This window comes from Nocardioides sp. (assembly GCF_050246775.1).
Taxonomy (GTDB): Bacteria; Actinomycetota; Actinomycetes; order Propionibacteriales; family Nocardioidaceae; genus Nocardioides.
The window spans coordinates 137074-152915 of record NZ_JBFWVK010000001.1 but is presented as its reverse complement, the minus strand read 5'-3'; the positions used below and the strand labels follow the sequence as shown (position 1 = coordinate 152915).

Genomic DNA, 15842 nt, shown 5'->3' with positions numbered 1-15842 from the left:
GCTCACGAGCTGTCCGCCACCGCCGGGGTACGCCGGGCGGCGGCGTAGCGCAGCCGGCGTCGGGCGTCGGGCTGGCGCGCCGGGTTGAGGGACTCGAGCAGCTCGTCGACGTGCTCGGCACCGATCTCGTGTGCCATGTGCTCGAGCAGCAGCTCGGCCTGGTGGGTGTGGATGTTGACCATCCCGATGAGGACGCCGTGCTCGCCGGGGATGAGGGCGGCGATGCCGTCCAGGATCTCCTCGAGGCTCAGCCGGAGACTGTCACCCATCCGGTGCAGCCGCTCGGGCGGCATGCCGTGGGCGAGGATGATGTGCTCGACGGTGTCCTCGAAGGCACCGAACAGCACCGTGTGGTCCAGGAAGGGCTCGAGATCCTCCGAGGCCATCTGGGCGAACAGCTCGGCCCGGCGTCCCCGGTCGAGCCGGTTGTTGAGGATGCCGATGACGGTGGCGTCGGAGGGGAACTGGGCAACCAGCGACTGCAGCGTGAGGACGACGCTCTCGCGGTCGTTCGCGGCGAACATCGGCACCCACGTCACCGACTTGTCCCGGATCCGCACGGTTCGCAGGCGAACCACCCCGACGTCCGGGACCCCCTTCCACATGCCGCGGATCGCTGCCTCCCGACTGATGCCGAGGAGCTCGGCGATGCTCAGTCCGATGGCGACGTTCTCCTTGAACTGGAGGTAGTCGAAGCCGCGCATGTCGTCGTCGGTGACACCCGCAGGATCGGCGTAGATGAATCGGCTCGAACGTTCCGCCGCCCGCTGGGCCAGTCGGTCGCGCAGCTCGGGACGTTCCTCGGCGGTGATCAGCACGCCGGTCCGGGGCACGGTGAGGGCGAGGGAGTCGGCGATCTCCTCGAGCGTCTCGCCCATCTCCTCCTGGTGATCCTCACGGACATTGGTGATCACCGTGATGTCGGACTTGACCATGTGGTCCTGGGAGTACTCCTGATACAGGGGGCGCACGGCCATGCACTCCATCACCAGGCCCTCGACGCCGGGCACGACATGTTCGCGGACCACGGCGATCTGCTCGTTGATGGTGGGTGCGCCGGTACGCCGGATGGGGGTCTCCTCGCCCAGGGGGCCGATGACGCGCGCCGCACTGCCCGTGGTCTTCGCGACGGTCACGAACCCGCCCTCGCGCATCACCGAGGCCACCAGCCGGGTGACCGTGCTCTTGCCGCGGATCCCGTTGACATGGATGCGCACGTCGAGCTGGTCGAGGCGTTTGCCGTGGTCGCGCACCGACTGCCACCAGTAGCCGGCCAGGGTCAGCGCCACCATCCACAGCAATGAGATGCTGATGATCGCGCCAGTCATCCTCAGCTCGCCTTGAGCAGGCCGGGAGGCTGTTCTGCGGAGTCGTCCACCAGGGCGGGGGCCGCCAGCAGCTGTGATGCCGTGCTCGGCTGGGGGGCAGCGGCGAGGCGCGGCGGGGTGGCCCGGCGCAGAGACCCGATGGCGACGCGCACGTCAGCGACGTCACACACAAGGCGCCGCTCACCGCTGGTCCGGTCGGTGAACGTGGCCAGGCGGCTGAGCATCAGGGCCGGTTCGATGACGTCGTTGGCGGTCTCCGCGCTGCTCTCGGGCAGGATGATGCCGAAGCTGTCCTCGCCGATCACGAAGGGAACGTCGGTGCTGCGCAGCTCGGTCTCGAGGGTCCGGGCGACCGCTCGCATCGCGCGCACCCGGTCGTCCTCGGACAGTGAGTCGTCCTCGATCCGGACGGTGACCTGGGCGATCGACAGGGGTCGGTCATGGAGCTGGGCACGGAGCTTCTCCTCCTCGAGTCGCCACTGGGCGTCGCTGAAGGAGATCAGGCCCAGGGTTCCCTCGACCGGGGCGACGGCCTGCGCCGCGACGCGTTCGGCGACCCGACGTCCGCGCCGGATCCGGTCGCCGAGGCTGCCGGCGCAGGCACCCACGATCAGGAGCAGGCCGAGGCGGACCGCCTGGTCGGCGAAGCCGGCGAGCTGCCCGGTGCCGATCAGGTCGTGCACCGCTGTGGTGGCGGCTCCGCCGACCAGGGCGACGGCCATGCCGCCGAGGCTGTCGGTCAGCGAGGCGATCATCACGGTGGCCACCGCGATCAGCACGGTGCCGAGGGTGAACCGGGGATCACCGGACCTGGCCGCGACGGCGCTGACGACCGCGACCACGACGACAACCCCCAGCAGGCTCGAGTGGACGTCAGTCCAGACCGATGTCAGTCGACGCGACATTGTCCTCACCTCCCTTGAACCGAAAGGCGGCGGCGGCCAGGGCGATGGCGAATGCCGCCAGTCCTGCCAGTCCGTGCGTGAGCGCGCTGCTCATGAAAGGTCCTCCCCAAAACGCGCGCTGCGTGATGTCACCCCAAGACATGTCCCCCACGCGGCGGCACTGAATGTTCGATCGTTCCCCCGAGCGTCAGTTTGGCGGGGCTGAGCCGGAAACGGCACAAAACGCGAAAACTGGTGCGATTGTTTGGCAAAGAAAAGACAACTGATTCCGTTGCGAGACGCGAATCCGAGGGCAGAAGGGCGGGAATGTGCGCAGAGCACTCGCGTACTCGGCCGTCCTCGGCGCGCTCTCCCTGGTCAGCGTGCTGCTGCGTGGGGTGGCTCCGCAGTCGGTCGCACCGCCGGCATCCTTGTCCAGCGTCGAGGTCGTCGGTGTGGACGTCGCCTCGGGTCAGCCCCTGGCCGCGACGCAGGCAACGGTGCTGTCCGGCAGCGGGGCCGAGGACGGACCCGGGCGCGTCGCCGGTGCTGACGGACGGGTGGACCTGGTGCTCTCGTCCCCTCGGTTGGTCAGGGTCGGTGCTCCGGGATTCCTGTCGCGGGTGGTCGCGATCGGACCGGGCGACCCGGTCCGGGTGCCGCTGACGCCCGCGACCGACCAGGCCGTCTCGCTGCGGTTCGGCGGCGACGTGATGATGGGTCGCCGGTTCTACCGGCCCGCCCACGGCCCCGCCCTGTTGTCGCACCGCGCCACCGTTGCCGACCATGCCCGGGTCCTGAGCGACCTGCGGCCCATGCTGGCTGATGCCGACCTGACGGTGGTGAACCTGGAGACCCCGCTGGTGGAGCGCCCGTGGGAGGCCGATGCCCGGGGTGCGAGGTTCCATCCCGATAAGGACCTGATGTTCGCGAGCGGACCCAGGACCGCCGGCGGGCTCGCGGCTGCGGGAGTCGACGTCGTCGACCTGGCCAACAACCACGTGTACGACGCCCTCGAGGCCGGGATCGACTCGACCGTTTCGGCGGTGGAGGACGCGGGGCTGGCGCACTTCGGCGCCGGACGCACCGTCGAGGAGGCCTGGGCTCCGGCGTACGTCGAGGTGCGGGGACAGGTGGTCGCCTTCGTCGGTTGTACGACGATCGACGGATCGGCACACGAGATCACCTACGTGGCCGATGACGACAAGGGCGGTGCGGCACGATGCGACCGCTCCCGTCTGCTCGCCGCCATCGGGGAGGCTCGGAGCCGTGCCGACGACGTCGTCTTCATGCTGCACGGGGGAGTCGAGTACCGCCAGCGGCAGACCCCCGACGTGCTCCGGTTCAGCCGGATGGCGGCCCGGGCGGGGGCCTCCGTGGTGGTCGACGGCCATCCGCACGTGATCGGCGGCATCACCCGCGTGGCCGGCGTACCGATCGTGCACAGCGTGGGCAACCTGGCCTTCGACCAGGAGCTCTGGTCGTCGTCGAGGTCCTACCTGGTGACGGTGGTGCTGGCCGCTGGCAAGGCTCTCAGCACGGTGGTCGACCCCATCGCGATCGTCGACTACCGCCCGGTGCCGGTGGTGGGCGGGTTGGCCGACTCGATCGACGAGGTGGCCACCAGCCTGGCTCCGGGCGCCGCGGACCCAGCGGGGCGGGACCTGCTGTGGGGCACCGGGGCGATGGAGGACCTCGACACGGTGGCCAGCACCACGGAGCCGACCCTGTGGGCCCTCGGGAAGTACGCGGAGTCCTCCCCGCTCGCTGCCTGCTCCGGCGACCAGGGGCTGCGCCTGCAGCGCAGCCCGGTCAGCAGGGAGGACGTCACGGCGACCACGGTGCATCGCCAGTCGATCGCCCCCGGCACGCGGCTCACCCTGACCGCCGAGGTGCGCCAGGCCTCGGCCGGGGCGTCGCTCGAGATCCGGTGGTATCGCGGGATGGCCGGGGGGAGCTCCGACGTGGTCTCGGTGCCGATCCCTGAGCAGGGACCGCGCAAGGACTGCACGAAGGTGAGCTTCGACGTGGTCGCGCCGCCGGGACGCAACGCCCTGCAGGTCTACGCCCGCCTGGCGCCGCCCCACGACGTACACCTGGCCGCCGAGCTGCTCATCGACGACCTCCAGCTGGTCGCCCGCGACGACTAACCCGCGATGACGCGGTGGACGAGGTCCTCCCAACCGGCAGCGACCCGGTTGAGGCTCATGCCCTCGATCCGGGTCTGCTGCTCGAGGATCACCAGTTCCAGGGGCGCGAGGAGCGAGGTGGCCAGCAGTGCGATGTCCCCGCGCACGTGCAGTTCCCCGAGCAGGTAGCGCACGTGGGTCGCGGCGAACGAATAGGCGGCGTAGGGCCTGCCGCCCGAGTGACCCGCGGCTCTGATCAGGTCGGCGTGGCGCAGGTTGGTGATCATCCGGGAGCGGCCGAAGGCCAGCAGCCGATCGATCGGTGGGGCTCCTGGGCCCAGGGGTGCCGGTCCGCCCATCACGTTGGCCTGCCACTCGGCCTCGGAGTGGTTGAGCAGGGCTGCCATGAGGCCCGATCGGCTGGTGAACCGGCGAAAGACCGTCCCCTTGCCGACGCCGGCCTCGGTGGCGACCGCCTCCATGGTGACCGCGTCGGGCCCGCACTGCTCCACGAGACGCTGGGCGGCCTCGAGCAGCAGTTTGCGGTTGTGGGCAGCATCGCGCCGCTCGGGCGGCTGCTGCCCGAGCATCGGCAGGAAGCGAGGCTCAGTCATGACGGGGATCACTCTAGAGGGGAATAGAAGCGGACCAGGGTCCGTTTTGACGGGTGTTGCTCCCACTTCCACACCCTTCAGGAGAACCATGTCTGACACCCGCGTCCTCATCCTGGTCGGCAGTCTTCGCGCCGACTCCTTCAACCGTCGCCTCGCCGAAGCAGTCCAGGCGCAGGCTCCCGCGGGCGTGAGCGTCGACATCGCCACCGGCCTCGGCGAGGTCCCCTTCTACAACGAGGACATCGACGGCGAGAGCGCTCCGGTCGCCGTCACCAACCTGCGTGACCAGGTCGCGGCCGCCGATCGGGTGCTCGTGGTCACTCCCGAGTACAACGGCACCATGCCCGCGGTCCTCAACAACGCCCTCGACTGGGCATCGCGCCCGTTCGGTGCGGGCTCGATCATGGGCAAGCCGCTGGCGGTCGTCGGTGCCTCGGTCGGCCAGTACGGCGGCAAGTGGGCCCACGACGACACCCGACGCTCCGCCACCGTGGCAGGAGCCTCCGTGGTCGAGGACATCGTGATCAACCACCGCTACGCGTGGGGCGAGGACCCGGTCTCCGACGCCGAGACCGTGCAGGCGTTCGTGGACGCGGTCGCCAAGCTCGTGGCCTACGAGGTCGCTGCCTGACGGTCGTCCGGGACGTGGGTGCTCACGGTGCCTGGTCGAACCAGGTCGGGGCCTGCTCCAGGAACTCCTCCCGGCTCAGCGCACCCGCACCTTCGGGCAGTACGCCGACCAGCGGCACGCCGGTCTGCGCGGCAAGGTCCGCGCGGTTGGTGGTCTCGGCGAGTCCGGGGGTCCCGGGCCATGATCCGATCACGAGGGCTCGCGGCTCGATGCCGCGGGCCCTCAGTGCCTCGACGGTCAGGGCGGTGTGGTTGAGCGTGCCCAGCCCGGCCCGGGTGACCACGTAGACGTCCGCTTCCAGGGCAAGAGCCAGGTCGAGGATCGTTCCGCCCTCGGTGTCGAGGCGTACCAACACCCCGCCGGCTCCTTCGACTATCACCAGGTCGTGGAACTCGCCCAGCACCCGGATCCGGTCGGCGTACTCAGCCACCGGTGGGATGCGGACCTCACGCAGCCGCGCCGCGGTGTCGGGCGCCAACGGGTCGGAGAGGGTCGTGAACTCCTGACAGGCACGACCGGTCAGCCGGTGCACCACATCGACATCGCCGATCTCGGTGCCGCTGATGCCGGTCTGCACGGGTTTGACCACCACGACGCTGCCGGTGGCAGCGGCGGCGAGGGCAGCGGTGACGACGGTCTTGCCGACATCGGTGTCGGTGCCGGTGACGACCAGGATCCGTGTCATCGATGCGCTGCCACGACGTCGACGAGCACGTCGACCGCGCGCCGCCACTGGTCCTCGGGCACGCCGGCGTTGATCGTCATCCTCAGCCGCGAGATCCCGTCGGGCACGGACGGCGGACGGAAGCAGCCGACGGCGACACCGCGCTCCCGGGCCGCCTGCTGGGCGGTGAGCGCGACCGCAGGTGAGGTCATCGGCACCGACATCACCCAACCATCAGGGACCTCGATGTCGAGGGCCGTGGCGAGCTCATGGGCCCGCTTGGTGCCACGCTCGACCCGGTCGGTCTCGGTCTCGATCAACTGCAGCGCCGCCAGCGCCGCCCCGGCCGAGGCCGGCGCCAACCCTGTGTCGAAGATGAACGGCCGGGCGGCGTTCACCAGGTGGTCGATGAGCTCGGGCGGGCCCAGCACACCGCCACCCTGGGCGCCCAGGGACTTCGACAGGGTGCAGGTCATCACGAGGCTCGGGTGAGCTGTCAGGCCCAACTCCTGCAGCAGGCCCCGACCCTCGCCGCGGACCCCCAGCCCATGGGCCTCGTCCACCACGAGGAGAGCATCGTGCCGTTCGCACACCTCGAGAAGATCGGCCAACGGTGCGGCGTCCCCGAACACGGAGTAGACGGACTCGACCAGGACCAGTGCACGCCGCCCCTTCCTGCTGCTCAGCGAAGCGGCCACCGCGTCCACGTCGTTGTGCGGGGTGACCAGCACGGAGGCACGGGAGAGGCGGGCGCCGTCGATCAGCGACGCATGGACGTGGCTGTCGCTGACCAGGAGGGAGTCGCGGTCGGCCAGCGCGGCGAGCACGGACAGGTTGGCGTGGTAGCCCGTCGAGAAGCACAATGCCGCGGGCATCCCGGTGAAGTCCGCGAGACTCCGTTCGAGATCGGCGTGCAGCTGGGTCGTGCCGGTGACCAGCCGTGACGCGGCTGCGCCGGCTCCCCAGACCCGGGCAGCCTCGGCAGCCGCCGCGGTGATGGTGGGATGGCGGCTGAGTCCCAGGTAGTCGTTGCCGGCCAGGTCGACGAGACCTTCTGCGGCGCTGCGGGGCCGCAGTGTGCGTTGGAGCCCAGCCGCTTCACGGCGCGCACGGCTGGCAGCCAGCCACGTCGTCCACTGCTCGCTCATCACGCCACGTCCGCGGCAGCCCGCATAGCCGTCGTGATGGCGGCGATCTCGTCGTCGGTGCACACGTAGGGGGGCATCGTGTAGATCAGGTCACGGAACGGGCGCAGCCACACGCCGTGCTCGAGCGCGACCTCGGTCGCCTTGGCCACGTCGACCTGGTGGTCGAGCTGGATGACGCCCACGGCGCCCAAGGTCCGAGCGACCGCGCCACCGGCGAGTCCTTCGCCGAGCCCCCGGGCCAGGCCGGCGTTGATCCGCTGGATCTCGCCCTCCCAGTCCTGACCGAGCAGGAGGTCGATGCTGGCGCTCGCGATCGCACAGGCCAGCGGATTTCCCATGAAGGTCGGCCCGTGCATGAGCACCCCGGCATCGCTCTGGGAGAGGCCGCGCGCGATGGCCGTCGTACACAGGACGGCGGCCAGGCTCAGGTAGCCGCCGGTCAGGGCCTTGCCGACGCACATGACGTCCGGTGCGACCCCGGCGGCCTCGGCGGCGAACAGCGTCCCGGTGCGTCCGAAGCCGGTGGCGATCTCGTCGAAGATCAGCACCAGGTCGTGCTCGTCGGCGACGTCGCGGAACACGGTGAGGCACGCGGCCGGGTAGGGATGCATGCCCCCGGCACCCTGCAGGAGAGGCTCGACGATGAGACCTGCGATCTCGGACGCGTGGCGGGCCGCGAGCGCCCGGAAGCCGGCCTCCCACTCGGAGATGTCCTGACCCTGCCCGGGCGGTCGGTCCCCGAACAGCTGCTCGGGCAACAGGCCGGTGAACATCGAGTGCATGCCGCCGACCGGGTCGCACACGCTCATCGCATCGAACGTGTCGCCGTGGTAGCCGCCGCGGACCGTCAGGAAGCGGGTGCGCTCGGGGTGACCCACGCCGCGCTGGTGCTGCAGGGCCATCTTCATGGCGACCTCGACGCTGACCGAGCCGCTGTCGGCCAGGAAGACGTGCTCCAGGCCGCCCGGGGTGATCTCGATCAGCTGGCGGGCCAGCCGGATCGCCGGTTCATGGGTGAGGCCGCCGAACATGACGTGCGCCATCGAGTCGAGCTGGGCCGTGGCCGCGGCGGTCAGGGCCGGGTGGCGGTAGCCGTGGATCGCGGACCACCACGAGGACATGGCATCGATCACGACCCGACCGTCCGCCAGCGTCAGGCGGACCCCGTCGGCACCGGTGACGAGCCGGGTCGGCGTGGGCTCGGTCATCGACGTGTAGGGGTGCCAGAGGTGCTGACGGTCGAAGGCCAGCAGCTCCGCGGACTGAAGGGGGGTCATCGCCCCTGAGTGTATTGACGCCGGTGCCGTCAGTCGCACGCCGTCCCAGTGACCGTCCAGTAACCGACCTCACGACGACAGCAGACCAGACGCACATTAGATTGGGCGACTGTGACTGACATTCTCGAGCGTGCCCGCGTCCAGGTCCTCGACAACGGCGAGGGCCTGTCGTACGACGAGCTGGTCGAGGTGCTGCAGCTGCCTGACGACCAGATCCCGGATCTGCTGCAGCTGGCCCACGACGTGCGGATGAAGCACTGCGGCCCCGAGGTCGAGGTCGAGGGGATCATCTCGTTGAAGACCGGCGGGTGCCCCGAGGACTGTCATTTCTGTTCCCAGTCAGGCCAGTTCACCTCCCCGGTGCGCGCCGTGTGGCTCGACATCCCGCAGCTGGTCAAGGCGGCGCAGGAGACCGCGGCGACCGGTGCCACCGAGTTCTGCATCGTGGCGGCGGTCCGCGGGCCTGACGAGCGGCTCATGTCGCAGGTGCGTGACGGCATCAAGGCGATCCAGGAGGCCGTCGAGATCAACGTCGCCTGCTCGCTGGGGATGCTCACCCAGGAGCAGGTCGATGACCTGAAGGAGATGGGGGTGCACCGCTACAACCACAACCTGGAGGCGGCCCGCTCCTACTTCCCCTCCGTGGTGACCACGCACTCCTACGAGGAGCGGTGGGAGACCTGCGAGATGGTGCGCGAGGCCGGCATGGAGCTGTGCTGCGGTGGTCTGGTGGGGATGGGGGAGTCACTCGAGCAGCGTGCCGAGCTGGCCTCCCAGCTGGCTGAGCTGGACCCGCACGAGGTGCCGTTGAACTTCCTGAACCCGCGCCCGGGCACCCCGTTCGGGGACCAGCCGATCATGGACTCCACCGACGCGCTGCGCACGATCGCGGCGTTCCGGCTGGCGATGCCGCGCACGGTGCTGCGCTACGCCGGTGGCCGCGAGCTCACCCTCGGCGACCTGGGCACCCGTGAGGGCCTGCTCGGCGGCATCAACGCGGTGATCGTGGGCAACTACCTCACCACGCTCGGCCGGGCCGCCGATGCCGACCTCGAGCTGCTATCGGAGCTGAAGATGCCGATCAAGGAACTCGCGAAGACCCTGTGATGTATTGCCCTCACTGCGGCCAGCGGGCCGACTCGGGCGATCACACCGCGTGCGCGCGCCGTCTGGAGATGGAGCCGCCTCGCTACTGCTCGACGTGTGCGCGGCGGATGAAGGTGCAGGTGCACCCGCTGGGCTGGTCAGCGGTCTGCGTGGAACACGGCACCGTCAGCTCCTGAGACCGAGCAGCGGCCGCGGCCACTGCGCCGTACTCAGGCCGCCGCCGAGCTCGCGCACCTCGAAGTGCAGGTGGCAGCCGTCGGGAGCGCCGTTGTCGGAGACCCGGGCGATCACGTCGCCCTTGCGGATCCGGTCACCGGGGTGCACGTAGACCCGACGGGTGTGTCCGATGACGATGTCGACGCCGCGGGCGTGGTTGCGGATCAGCAGGGGATTGGTGCCGTACGCCGGGCCCAGGCTGCTGTGGTCGACCGCCCAGCCGTTGACCCCGGCGAAGATCCGGCCACGGCAGCCGATGGCCACGTCGATCCCGTGGTGGAAGCCGCGGCCCTTCGTGCAGCTCGGATCGGGGGCGTAGTAGGGGGCGTTGGTGCAGCCCCAGCCGATCATGATGCGGTGGCTGTTGCCGAACCAGGGGGAGCTGTAGGCCGTCTTGTCCTTGGTGTAGAACACCCACCGAGGGTCGGGCTCGGCGCCGGCGGGCGCGCTGGTGACCAGGAGGGGGCTCACCAGCGCAGTGACGGTGAGCAGCAGGAGCAGGAGCCTCTTCATGGTGTGACGCTAACCGACATCGACGGTTCCGCCCGAGCGCCAGTAGACGTTGTCCTCGCGAGTCAGGAACGCGTCGTCGACCAGATAGCGCCGCAGGGCGGCGTAGTCGGGATGGAAGCGTTCGAGGATGGCGTTGACCTCGGCCTCCGGATAGGTCCTGCCCAGGTCGAACTCCTGGGCCAGGTGGTCAAGGACGACCAGCAGCTTCGCTCGCTTGGTCGGGATCGTGTGCAGGCTGCCGTCGGGGCTCAGGAAGTTGTGGAGCACGTCCATGGACCCAGACTCACACACCCAGGGGCCAGGAATCGACCACGTGACAGTTGCCGGCGTCGTACCACGCCAGGTCCAGGCGCGTCGCACGTGCGGTGACCGGGATCGCCGAGCCGAGCAGAGCCCGGGTCGACTCCTCGCTCACCTGCTCGGTCCGGGCATCGAGGGTCAGGTGGGGGCAGGTGTCGGGAAAGCTGCCTTCGTAGGGAGGGCACTGCGGGAAGGCCCTGGCGAGGCGCTCGGTGAGATCGCGGAACGGCTGGTCCGGATCCGGGACCAGGTGGATGATGCCGGTGCCGAAGGTGTCGATCCGCTCCAGGCGGTAGTCGAAGGGGGCTGTGGCTCGCGCGATCGCCGCGATCAGGGCCGCGGACTCGGCGTCCAGCTCGTCCAGGAAGGGGCCGAGCGCGGTGATGTGGGCGTGGGTGAAGTCCGGGTCGCTGGAGAGGTAGTCGGTGTCGTAGTGCTCGGTCCGGGCGCGGATGAAGGCCTCGAGCGGTGGCACCGGCACGAGCAGGACGCTGTGTCCCATCTCGCGCGGACCTAGGCCCGCGCGAGCAGGCGCTCGCACTCGTCGATGAGGCGTTGGCGCAGCGGGGCACCCCGCTCGGCGAAGCCACGCTGGGCGGCGGCGTACTCCTGCTTTCCCTCGGGCGTCTCGATGCGTACCGGCAGATAGCCCAGGTCGGTGAGGTCGTACGGCGCCGCCCGCATGTCCAGGACCCGGATGTCCAGCGCCAGGTCGAAGCAGTCGGCCACGAGGTCGGAGCAGATCAGCGGGGTGAGCCGGAACGCATGCTTGTAGAGGTCCATCCCGGCGTGGAGGCACCCGGGCTGCTCGAAGTCGACCCGGTCGGAGTGGGTGGGTTGCACGACGTTGAGCACGCGCGCCGGCGGCGTGAAGAACCGGAAGGCGTCGAAGTGGGAGCACACGATCCGGTGCGACTCCACGACCCGATCGGTCTCCTCGGCTCCCAGGCGCAGGGGCCAGTCGTGGCGGGTCTGCTCGCTGCGATAGACCATCGCCCACTCGTGCAGTCCGAAGCACCCGGTGTGGGCCGCCCGCGCGGCGGTGGCGGTCAGCAATGCGTGCGACGAGGCCAGCAGCGGCCGCTGCGACTCGACGTACTCCCGCGAGACGGTGGTGATCTCGACAGGCTCGATCACCGAGGCTTCGGTGGTGATCTCGACAGGCTCGATCACCGAGGCTTCGGTGCTGATCTCGACAGGCGGCTCCTCGGTGGTCGAGCTTGTCGAGACCACATACCCCTTCAGCCCGGCGTACACCGCCCCGCCGGCCAACCCCACGCCGAAGCCAGGGTGCCAGCGCCGCAGCTGTGCGGGGCGCTGGGAGTAGTAGGTGAACAGGAAGTCGTGGACGGGGTGCTTGATCTTGTCGGCTCGTCGCGCGAGGTGGGGAGCGACGAAGGCATCGACCCGGGCGGCATGCTCGGCAGCGCGAGCGGCCCAGGTCGCCTCGTCCAGCACGGTCAGGGTCACCCACGCAGGTTAGGTGGTCTCGACGGGCTCGCCAACACCGGACCGATAGGCTCGGGCCCGTGCGTATCTGCAGATTCACCACCGGCGAGGATCCCCTGTACGGCGTCCTGACCGGGGAGCTGGACCGGTTCGGCCAGCCCGACGAGGACGCCCGGATCGTGGCGCTCGCCGGGGACCCGCTCTATGTCGGGATCAAGCTCCTCGAGCAGGAGCACAACCCGCAGGACGTGCGCCTCCTCGCGCCCGTGCTGCCGCGTTCCAAGGTGGTCGGCATCGGCAAGAACTACGCCGCCCACGCCGCCGAGATGGGCGGTGAGGTCCCCCGTGAGCCGCTGATGTTCCTCAAGCCCAACACCAGCGTGGTCGGTCCCGGTGACCCGATCTTCTATCCCCGGCAGACCCAGAACCTGCACTTCGAGGGTGAGTTGGCCGTGGTGATCGGACGGATCTGCCGCGACGTCCCGCCGGAGCAGGCCACCGACGTGATCCACGGCTACACGATCGCCAACGACGTCACTGCGCGGGACCTGCAGAAGAGCGACGTCCAGTTCACCCGCGCCAAGGGGTTCGATTCCTTCTGTCCGCTGGGTCCGTGGATCGAGACCGATCTGGACCCCCAGCACTTCGCCGACGGTGTCCGCATCCAGACCCACCTCAACGGTGACCTGAAGCAGGACGGCAACACCAGGGACCTGATCTTCGACATCCCGACCCTGATCGCCCACGTCAGCAGCGTGATGACCCTGCTGCCCGGCGACGTGATCCTCACCGGCACCCCGGAGGGTGTCGGTCCCATGAATGTCGGTGACGAGATCGAGATCTCCATCGACGGCCTCGGAACCCTGACCAACAAGGTGGCATCTCGCTGATGAGCTCGACCGACACAGCTGTTCGTGTGCGCTTCTGTCCTTCCCCGACCGGCGCGCCCCACGTCGGCCTGGCCCGTACGGCGCTGTTCAACTGGGCGTTCGCCCGGCACCACGGGGGCACGTTCGTGTTCCGGATCGAGGACACCGACGCAGCGCGTGACTCCGCAGAGTCCTACGACACCCTGCTCGAGGTGATGCGGTGGTTGGGCTTCGACTGGGACGAAGGGCCCCAGGTGGGCGGCCCGCACGCGCCGTACCGTCAGTCCGAGCGCACTGAGCTCTACACCGACGCTCTGGCGAAGCTCGCCTCGGCCGGTCGCACCTACGCCTGTTACTGCACCAACGAGGAGGTCGAGGCGCGCCGCAAGGCGTCCGGCTCCAAGCTGATGGGCTATGACGGCTTCTGCCGCGAGCTGTCCGAGCAGCAGGTGGCGGCGTTCCACGAGGAAGGGCGGGCTCCGGTAGTCCGGTTCCGGATGCCCGACGGCGCGATCACCTTCGACGACCTGGTCCGTGGCGAGATCACCTTCCAGACCGAGCACGTCCCGGATTTCGCCGTGGCCCGCGCCAGCGGTGCCCCGCTCTACACCCTGGTCAACCCGGTCGACGACGCGCTCATGGGGATCACCCACGTGCTGCGCGGGGAGGACCTGCTCTCCAGCACGCCGCGACAGATCGCGCTGTACGACGCGCTCCGCGAGATCGGGGTGGCGGGGGAGACCCCCCGTTTCGGGCACCTGCCCTACGTGATGGGCCAGGGCAACAAGAAGCTCTCCAAGCGGGACCCCGAGGCCAACCTGCTCGGCTACCGCGACGCCGGCTTCCTCCCCGAAGGGCTCCTGAACTACCTGGCCCTGCTCGGGTGGGCGATCGCCGAGGACCGCGACATCTTCTCGATGGCCGAGATGGTCGAGGCGTTCGACATCGCCCGGGTGAACCCCAACCCCGCGCGCTTCGACCTGAAGAAGGCCGAGGCGATCAACGCAGCCCACATGCGCCTGCTCCCGGTCGAGGACCTCACCCACCGGGTCTTGCCGTTCCTCAAGGCGGCAGGGGTGGTCTCGGATCCGGTCTCGGACGCGGACGCCCAGTTGCTGGAGCTCGCGATGCCGTTGATCAGCGAGCGCATCAACAAGCTGACCGAGGCTCCCGATATGCTCGGCTTCCTGTTCGTCGACGAGGCGTCCTTCACCAGGGATCCGGTCGACGTGGAGAAGGTGCTCAACGAGGACGGCCGGGCGGTCGTCCAAGCGGCGTACGACGCCCTCGTGGGTGTGTCGACGTGGAGCACGGCGGCCATCGACGAGGCCCTGCGCCTGAAGCTGGTCGAGGAGCTCGGGCTGAAGCCCCGCAACGCCTTCGGTCCGGTCCGCGTGGCCGTGACCGGCAGACGCATCAGCCCACCGCTCTTCGAGTCGCTTGAGCTGTTGGGCCGCGAGCGTGGACTCGCACGGCTGCAGGGCGCGCTGGCCTGATGGAGTACCACCTCCTGCACCGGGCGGGGAAGGCCGGCGCCTGGCGTCCGATCGTCGGGATCGTGGCGCTGGTAGCGTGGATGTTCTTCTTCGCGGCGCTCGTGGTGTTGGTGCCCTTCATCGCGGTGGCAGCGCTGCAGGGCAAGGACCTCGGTGCCACCATCTCCTCGCTGACCAGCCTCGACGACCCCACGCCGGGTGCCTTGGCGTATCTCAACATCGCGCTGGCCTCGCTGATCCCCGCCACGTTCCTGGTGAGCTGGGTCCTGCACGGGCTGAAGCCGGGATGGCTCACCTCGGTGATGCCGCGGATGCGCTGGCGGTTCTTCGTGGCCTGCCTCGGCCTCGCCGTCGTCGCCCTGATCGCCACCCTGATCGTCTCCGCCGTACTCCCGCAAGGGCCTGCCGGTGAGGGCACTGAGATCACTGGCGAACTCAATGCCTGGACCAGCACGGTGCGCGACTTCGTGCTGGTCGTGGCGTTCCTCACCCCCTTCCAGGCCGCGGGGGAGGAGTACCTCTTCCGGGGCTATCTCACCCAGGCGTTCGGTGGCCTGTTCGGCAGCCGGGTGGTGGCGGTCGTGGTGCCTGCGGTGCTCTTCGCGCTCGCCCACGGACTGGGCCAGAGTGTGCCTGTCTTCTTCGACCGGTTGGCGTTCGGCCTGGTGGCAGGTGTCCTGGTGATCCTCACCGGCGGCCTGGAGGCCGGCATTGCTATGCACGTGCTCAACAACTGGCTGGCGTTCGGGTTGGCGCTCGCCTTCGGCGATCTCGCCTCCACTCTGAACCCCACCGGCGGGACCTGGTGGTCCATCCCGTCGACGCTGACCCAGTCGCTGGTGTTCCTCGCGCTGGCGTGGTGGGTGAGTCGCAGGATGGGCCTGAGGAGCACTGTGGACCCACTCGTTTTGGAGCCGTCAGCGGGTCGCGTGTAAGGTTTCTCCCCGGCTCATCCCGTGCTTTCGGGAGGGGCCGAACCATTGGGATATGGTGTAATTGGCAGCACGACTGATTCTGGTTCAGTTAGTCAAGGTTCGAGTCCTTGTATCCCAGCGAAGTCGTGGTCGAGGCCGCGATTTGCTCCGATTCGCAGAGCGTGACTACAGTTTCGCTCGGCTGATCTTGCCCCCGTTGTGTAGTGGCCTAGCACGCCGCCCTCTCACGGCGGTAGCGCCGGTTCGAATCCGGTCGGGGGTACCAGCACGAAGGGCTCGTCC

General features: G+C 69.3%; 17 protein-coding genes and 2 tRNA genes. 8 read left to right on the top strand and 11 right to left on the bottom strand.

Annotated elements, in window-relative coordinates; translation table 11 throughout:
- Window positions 1-2: 2 nt before the first annotated feature.
- The 3 genes from pgsB to AB7I40_RS00770 are packed head-to-tail and all read right to left on the bottom strand — an operon-like array spanning window position 3 to window position 2327.
- Window positions 3-1328: a poly-gamma-glutamate synthase PgsB gene (gene pgsB, locus AB7I40_RS00780; RefSeq protein ID WP_428346480.1), complete on the bottom strand. Its 1326-nt coding sequence runs from the start codon at window positions 1326-1328 to the stop codon at window positions 3-5.
- 2 nt (window positions 1329-1330) lie between these two features.
- Complete coding sequence (locus tag AB7I40_RS00775) at window positions 1331-2233, bottom strand: hypothetical protein (protein WP_428346479.1); 903 nt, start codon at window positions 2231-2233, stop codon at window positions 1331-1333.
- Window positions 2202-2327, bottom strand: a complete 126-nt coding sequence (locus tag AB7I40_RS00770) for a hypothetical protein (protein ID WP_428346478.1) — start codon at window positions 2325-2327, stop codon at window positions 2202-2204. The genes AB7I40_RS00775 and AB7I40_RS00770 overlap by 32 nt, the downstream gene beginning before the upstream one ends.
- A 214-nt stretch (window positions 2328-2541) precedes the next feature.
- Here AB7I40_RS00770 and AB7I40_RS00765 point away from each other — a divergent pair, with 214 nt between their 5' ends.
- Complete coding sequence (locus tag AB7I40_RS00765; protein WP_428346477.1) at window positions 2542-4362, top strand: CapA family protein; 1821 nt, start codon at window positions 2542-2544, stop codon at window positions 4360-4362.
- Here AB7I40_RS00765 and AB7I40_RS00760 read toward each other — a convergent pair.
- Complete coding sequence (locus AB7I40_RS00760; RefSeq protein ID WP_428346476.1) at window positions 4359-4955, bottom strand: TetR/AcrR family transcriptional regulator; 597 nt, start codon at window positions 4953-4955, stop codon at window positions 4359-4361. The two genes, AB7I40_RS00765 and AB7I40_RS00760, sit on opposite strands and share 4 nt — an antisense overlap.
- 88 nt (window positions 4956-5043) lie before the next feature.
- Here AB7I40_RS00760 and AB7I40_RS00755 point away from each other — a divergent pair, with 88 nt between their 5' ends.
- Window positions 5044-5586 carry an NADPH-dependent FMN reductase gene (locus tag AB7I40_RS00755; protein ID WP_428346475.1) on the top strand — a complete coding sequence of 181 codons (543 nt, stop codon included), beginning with the start codon at window positions 5044-5046 and terminating at the stop codon, window positions 5584-5586.
- 22 nt (window positions 5587-5608) lie between these two features.
- Here the strand turns inward: AB7I40_RS00755 and bioD are convergent, their stop codons facing one another.
- The 3 genes from bioD to AB7I40_RS00740 are packed head-to-tail and all read right to left on the bottom strand — an operon-like array spanning window position 5609 to window position 8675.
- Window positions 5609-6271 (bottom strand): dethiobiotin synthase, encoded by a 663-nt coding sequence (bioD, locus tag AB7I40_RS00750; RefSeq protein ID WP_428346474.1) that lies wholly within the window; start codon window positions 6269-6271, stop codon window positions 5609-5611.
- Window positions 6268-7398: an 8-amino-7-oxononanoate synthase gene (locus AB7I40_RS00745; RefSeq protein WP_428346473.1), complete on the bottom strand. Its 1131-nt coding sequence runs from the start codon at window positions 7396-7398 to the stop codon at window positions 6268-6270. Before AB7I40_RS00745 ends, bioD begins: the two co-directional genes overlap by 4 nt.
- Entirely contained in the window at window positions 7398-8675 is a 1278-nt protein-coding gene (locus AB7I40_RS00740) for an adenosylmethionine--8-amino-7-oxononanoate transaminase (RefSeq protein ID WP_428346472.1), read from the bottom strand. Before AB7I40_RS00740 ends, AB7I40_RS00745 begins: the two co-directional genes overlap by 1 nt.
- A 111-nt stretch (window positions 8676-8786) precedes the next feature.
- Between AB7I40_RS00740 and bioB the strand changes: the two genes are divergently transcribed.
- The gene (bioB, locus tag AB7I40_RS00735; protein ID WP_428346471.1) at window positions 8787-9782 is read left to right on the top strand and encodes a biotin synthase BioB; all 996 of its coding nucleotides are present in this window, start codon (window positions 8787-8789) and stop codon (window positions 9780-9782) included.
- 165 nt (window positions 9783-9947) lie between these two features.
- Here the strand turns inward: bioB and AB7I40_RS00730 are convergent, their stop codons facing one another.
- Genes AB7I40_RS00730 through AB7I40_RS00715 form a run of 4 tightly spaced genes read right to left on the bottom strand, consistent with a single transcriptional unit; the run spans window position 9948 to window position 12281 of the window.
- Complete coding sequence (locus AB7I40_RS00730; RefSeq protein ID WP_428346470.1) at window positions 9948-10511, bottom strand: M23 family metallopeptidase; 564 nt, start codon at window positions 10509-10511, stop codon at window positions 9948-9950.
- Between the two features lie 9 nt (window positions 10512-10520).
- Window positions 10521-10784 (bottom strand): DUF2087 domain-containing protein, encoded by a 264-nt coding sequence (locus AB7I40_RS00725; RefSeq protein WP_428346469.1) that lies wholly within the window; start codon window positions 10782-10784, stop codon window positions 10521-10523.
- Between the two features lie 10 nt (window positions 10785-10794).
- Window positions 10795-11313, bottom strand: coding sequence for a 2'-5' RNA ligase family protein (locus tag AB7I40_RS00720; protein WP_428346468.1), 519 nt, complete (start codon window positions 11311-11313; stop codon window positions 10795-10797).
- A gap of 11 nt (window positions 11314-11324) precedes the next feature.
- Window positions 11325-12281 (bottom strand): 3-methyladenine DNA glycosylase, encoded by a 957-nt coding sequence (locus AB7I40_RS00715; RefSeq protein ID WP_428346467.1) that lies wholly within the window; start codon window positions 12279-12281, stop codon window positions 11325-11327.
- 59 nt (window positions 12282-12340) lie between these two features.
- Between AB7I40_RS00715 and AB7I40_RS00710 the strand changes: the two genes are divergently transcribed.
- The 5 genes from AB7I40_RS00710 (at window position 12341) to AB7I40_RS00690 (ending at window position 15825) form a co-directional block, all read left to right on the top strand.
- Window positions 12341-13150, top strand: a complete 810-nt coding sequence (locus tag AB7I40_RS00710; RefSeq protein ID WP_428346466.1) for a fumarylacetoacetate hydrolase family protein — start codon at window positions 12341-12343, stop codon at window positions 13148-13150.
- Window positions 13150-14625, top strand: a complete 1476-nt coding sequence (gltX, locus tag AB7I40_RS00705; protein ID WP_428346465.1) for a glutamate--tRNA ligase — start codon at window positions 13150-13152, stop codon at window positions 14623-14625. The genes AB7I40_RS00710 and gltX overlap by 1 nt, the downstream gene beginning before the upstream one ends.
- Window positions 14625-15560, top strand: a complete 936-nt coding sequence (locus AB7I40_RS00700; RefSeq protein WP_428346464.1) for a lysostaphin resistance A-like protein — start codon at window positions 14625-14627, stop codon at window positions 15558-15560. Before gltX ends, AB7I40_RS00700 begins: the two co-directional genes overlap by 1 nt.
- A 46-nt stretch (window positions 15561-15606) precedes the next feature.
- Window positions 15607-15678 (top strand) — tRNA-Gln (locus AB7I40_RS00695).
- Between the two features lie 71 nt (window positions 15679-15749).
- Window positions 15750-15825: transfer RNA gene (locus tag AB7I40_RS00690), tRNA-Glu, on the top strand.
- The last annotated feature ends 17 nt before the right edge of the window (window positions 15826-15842 follow it).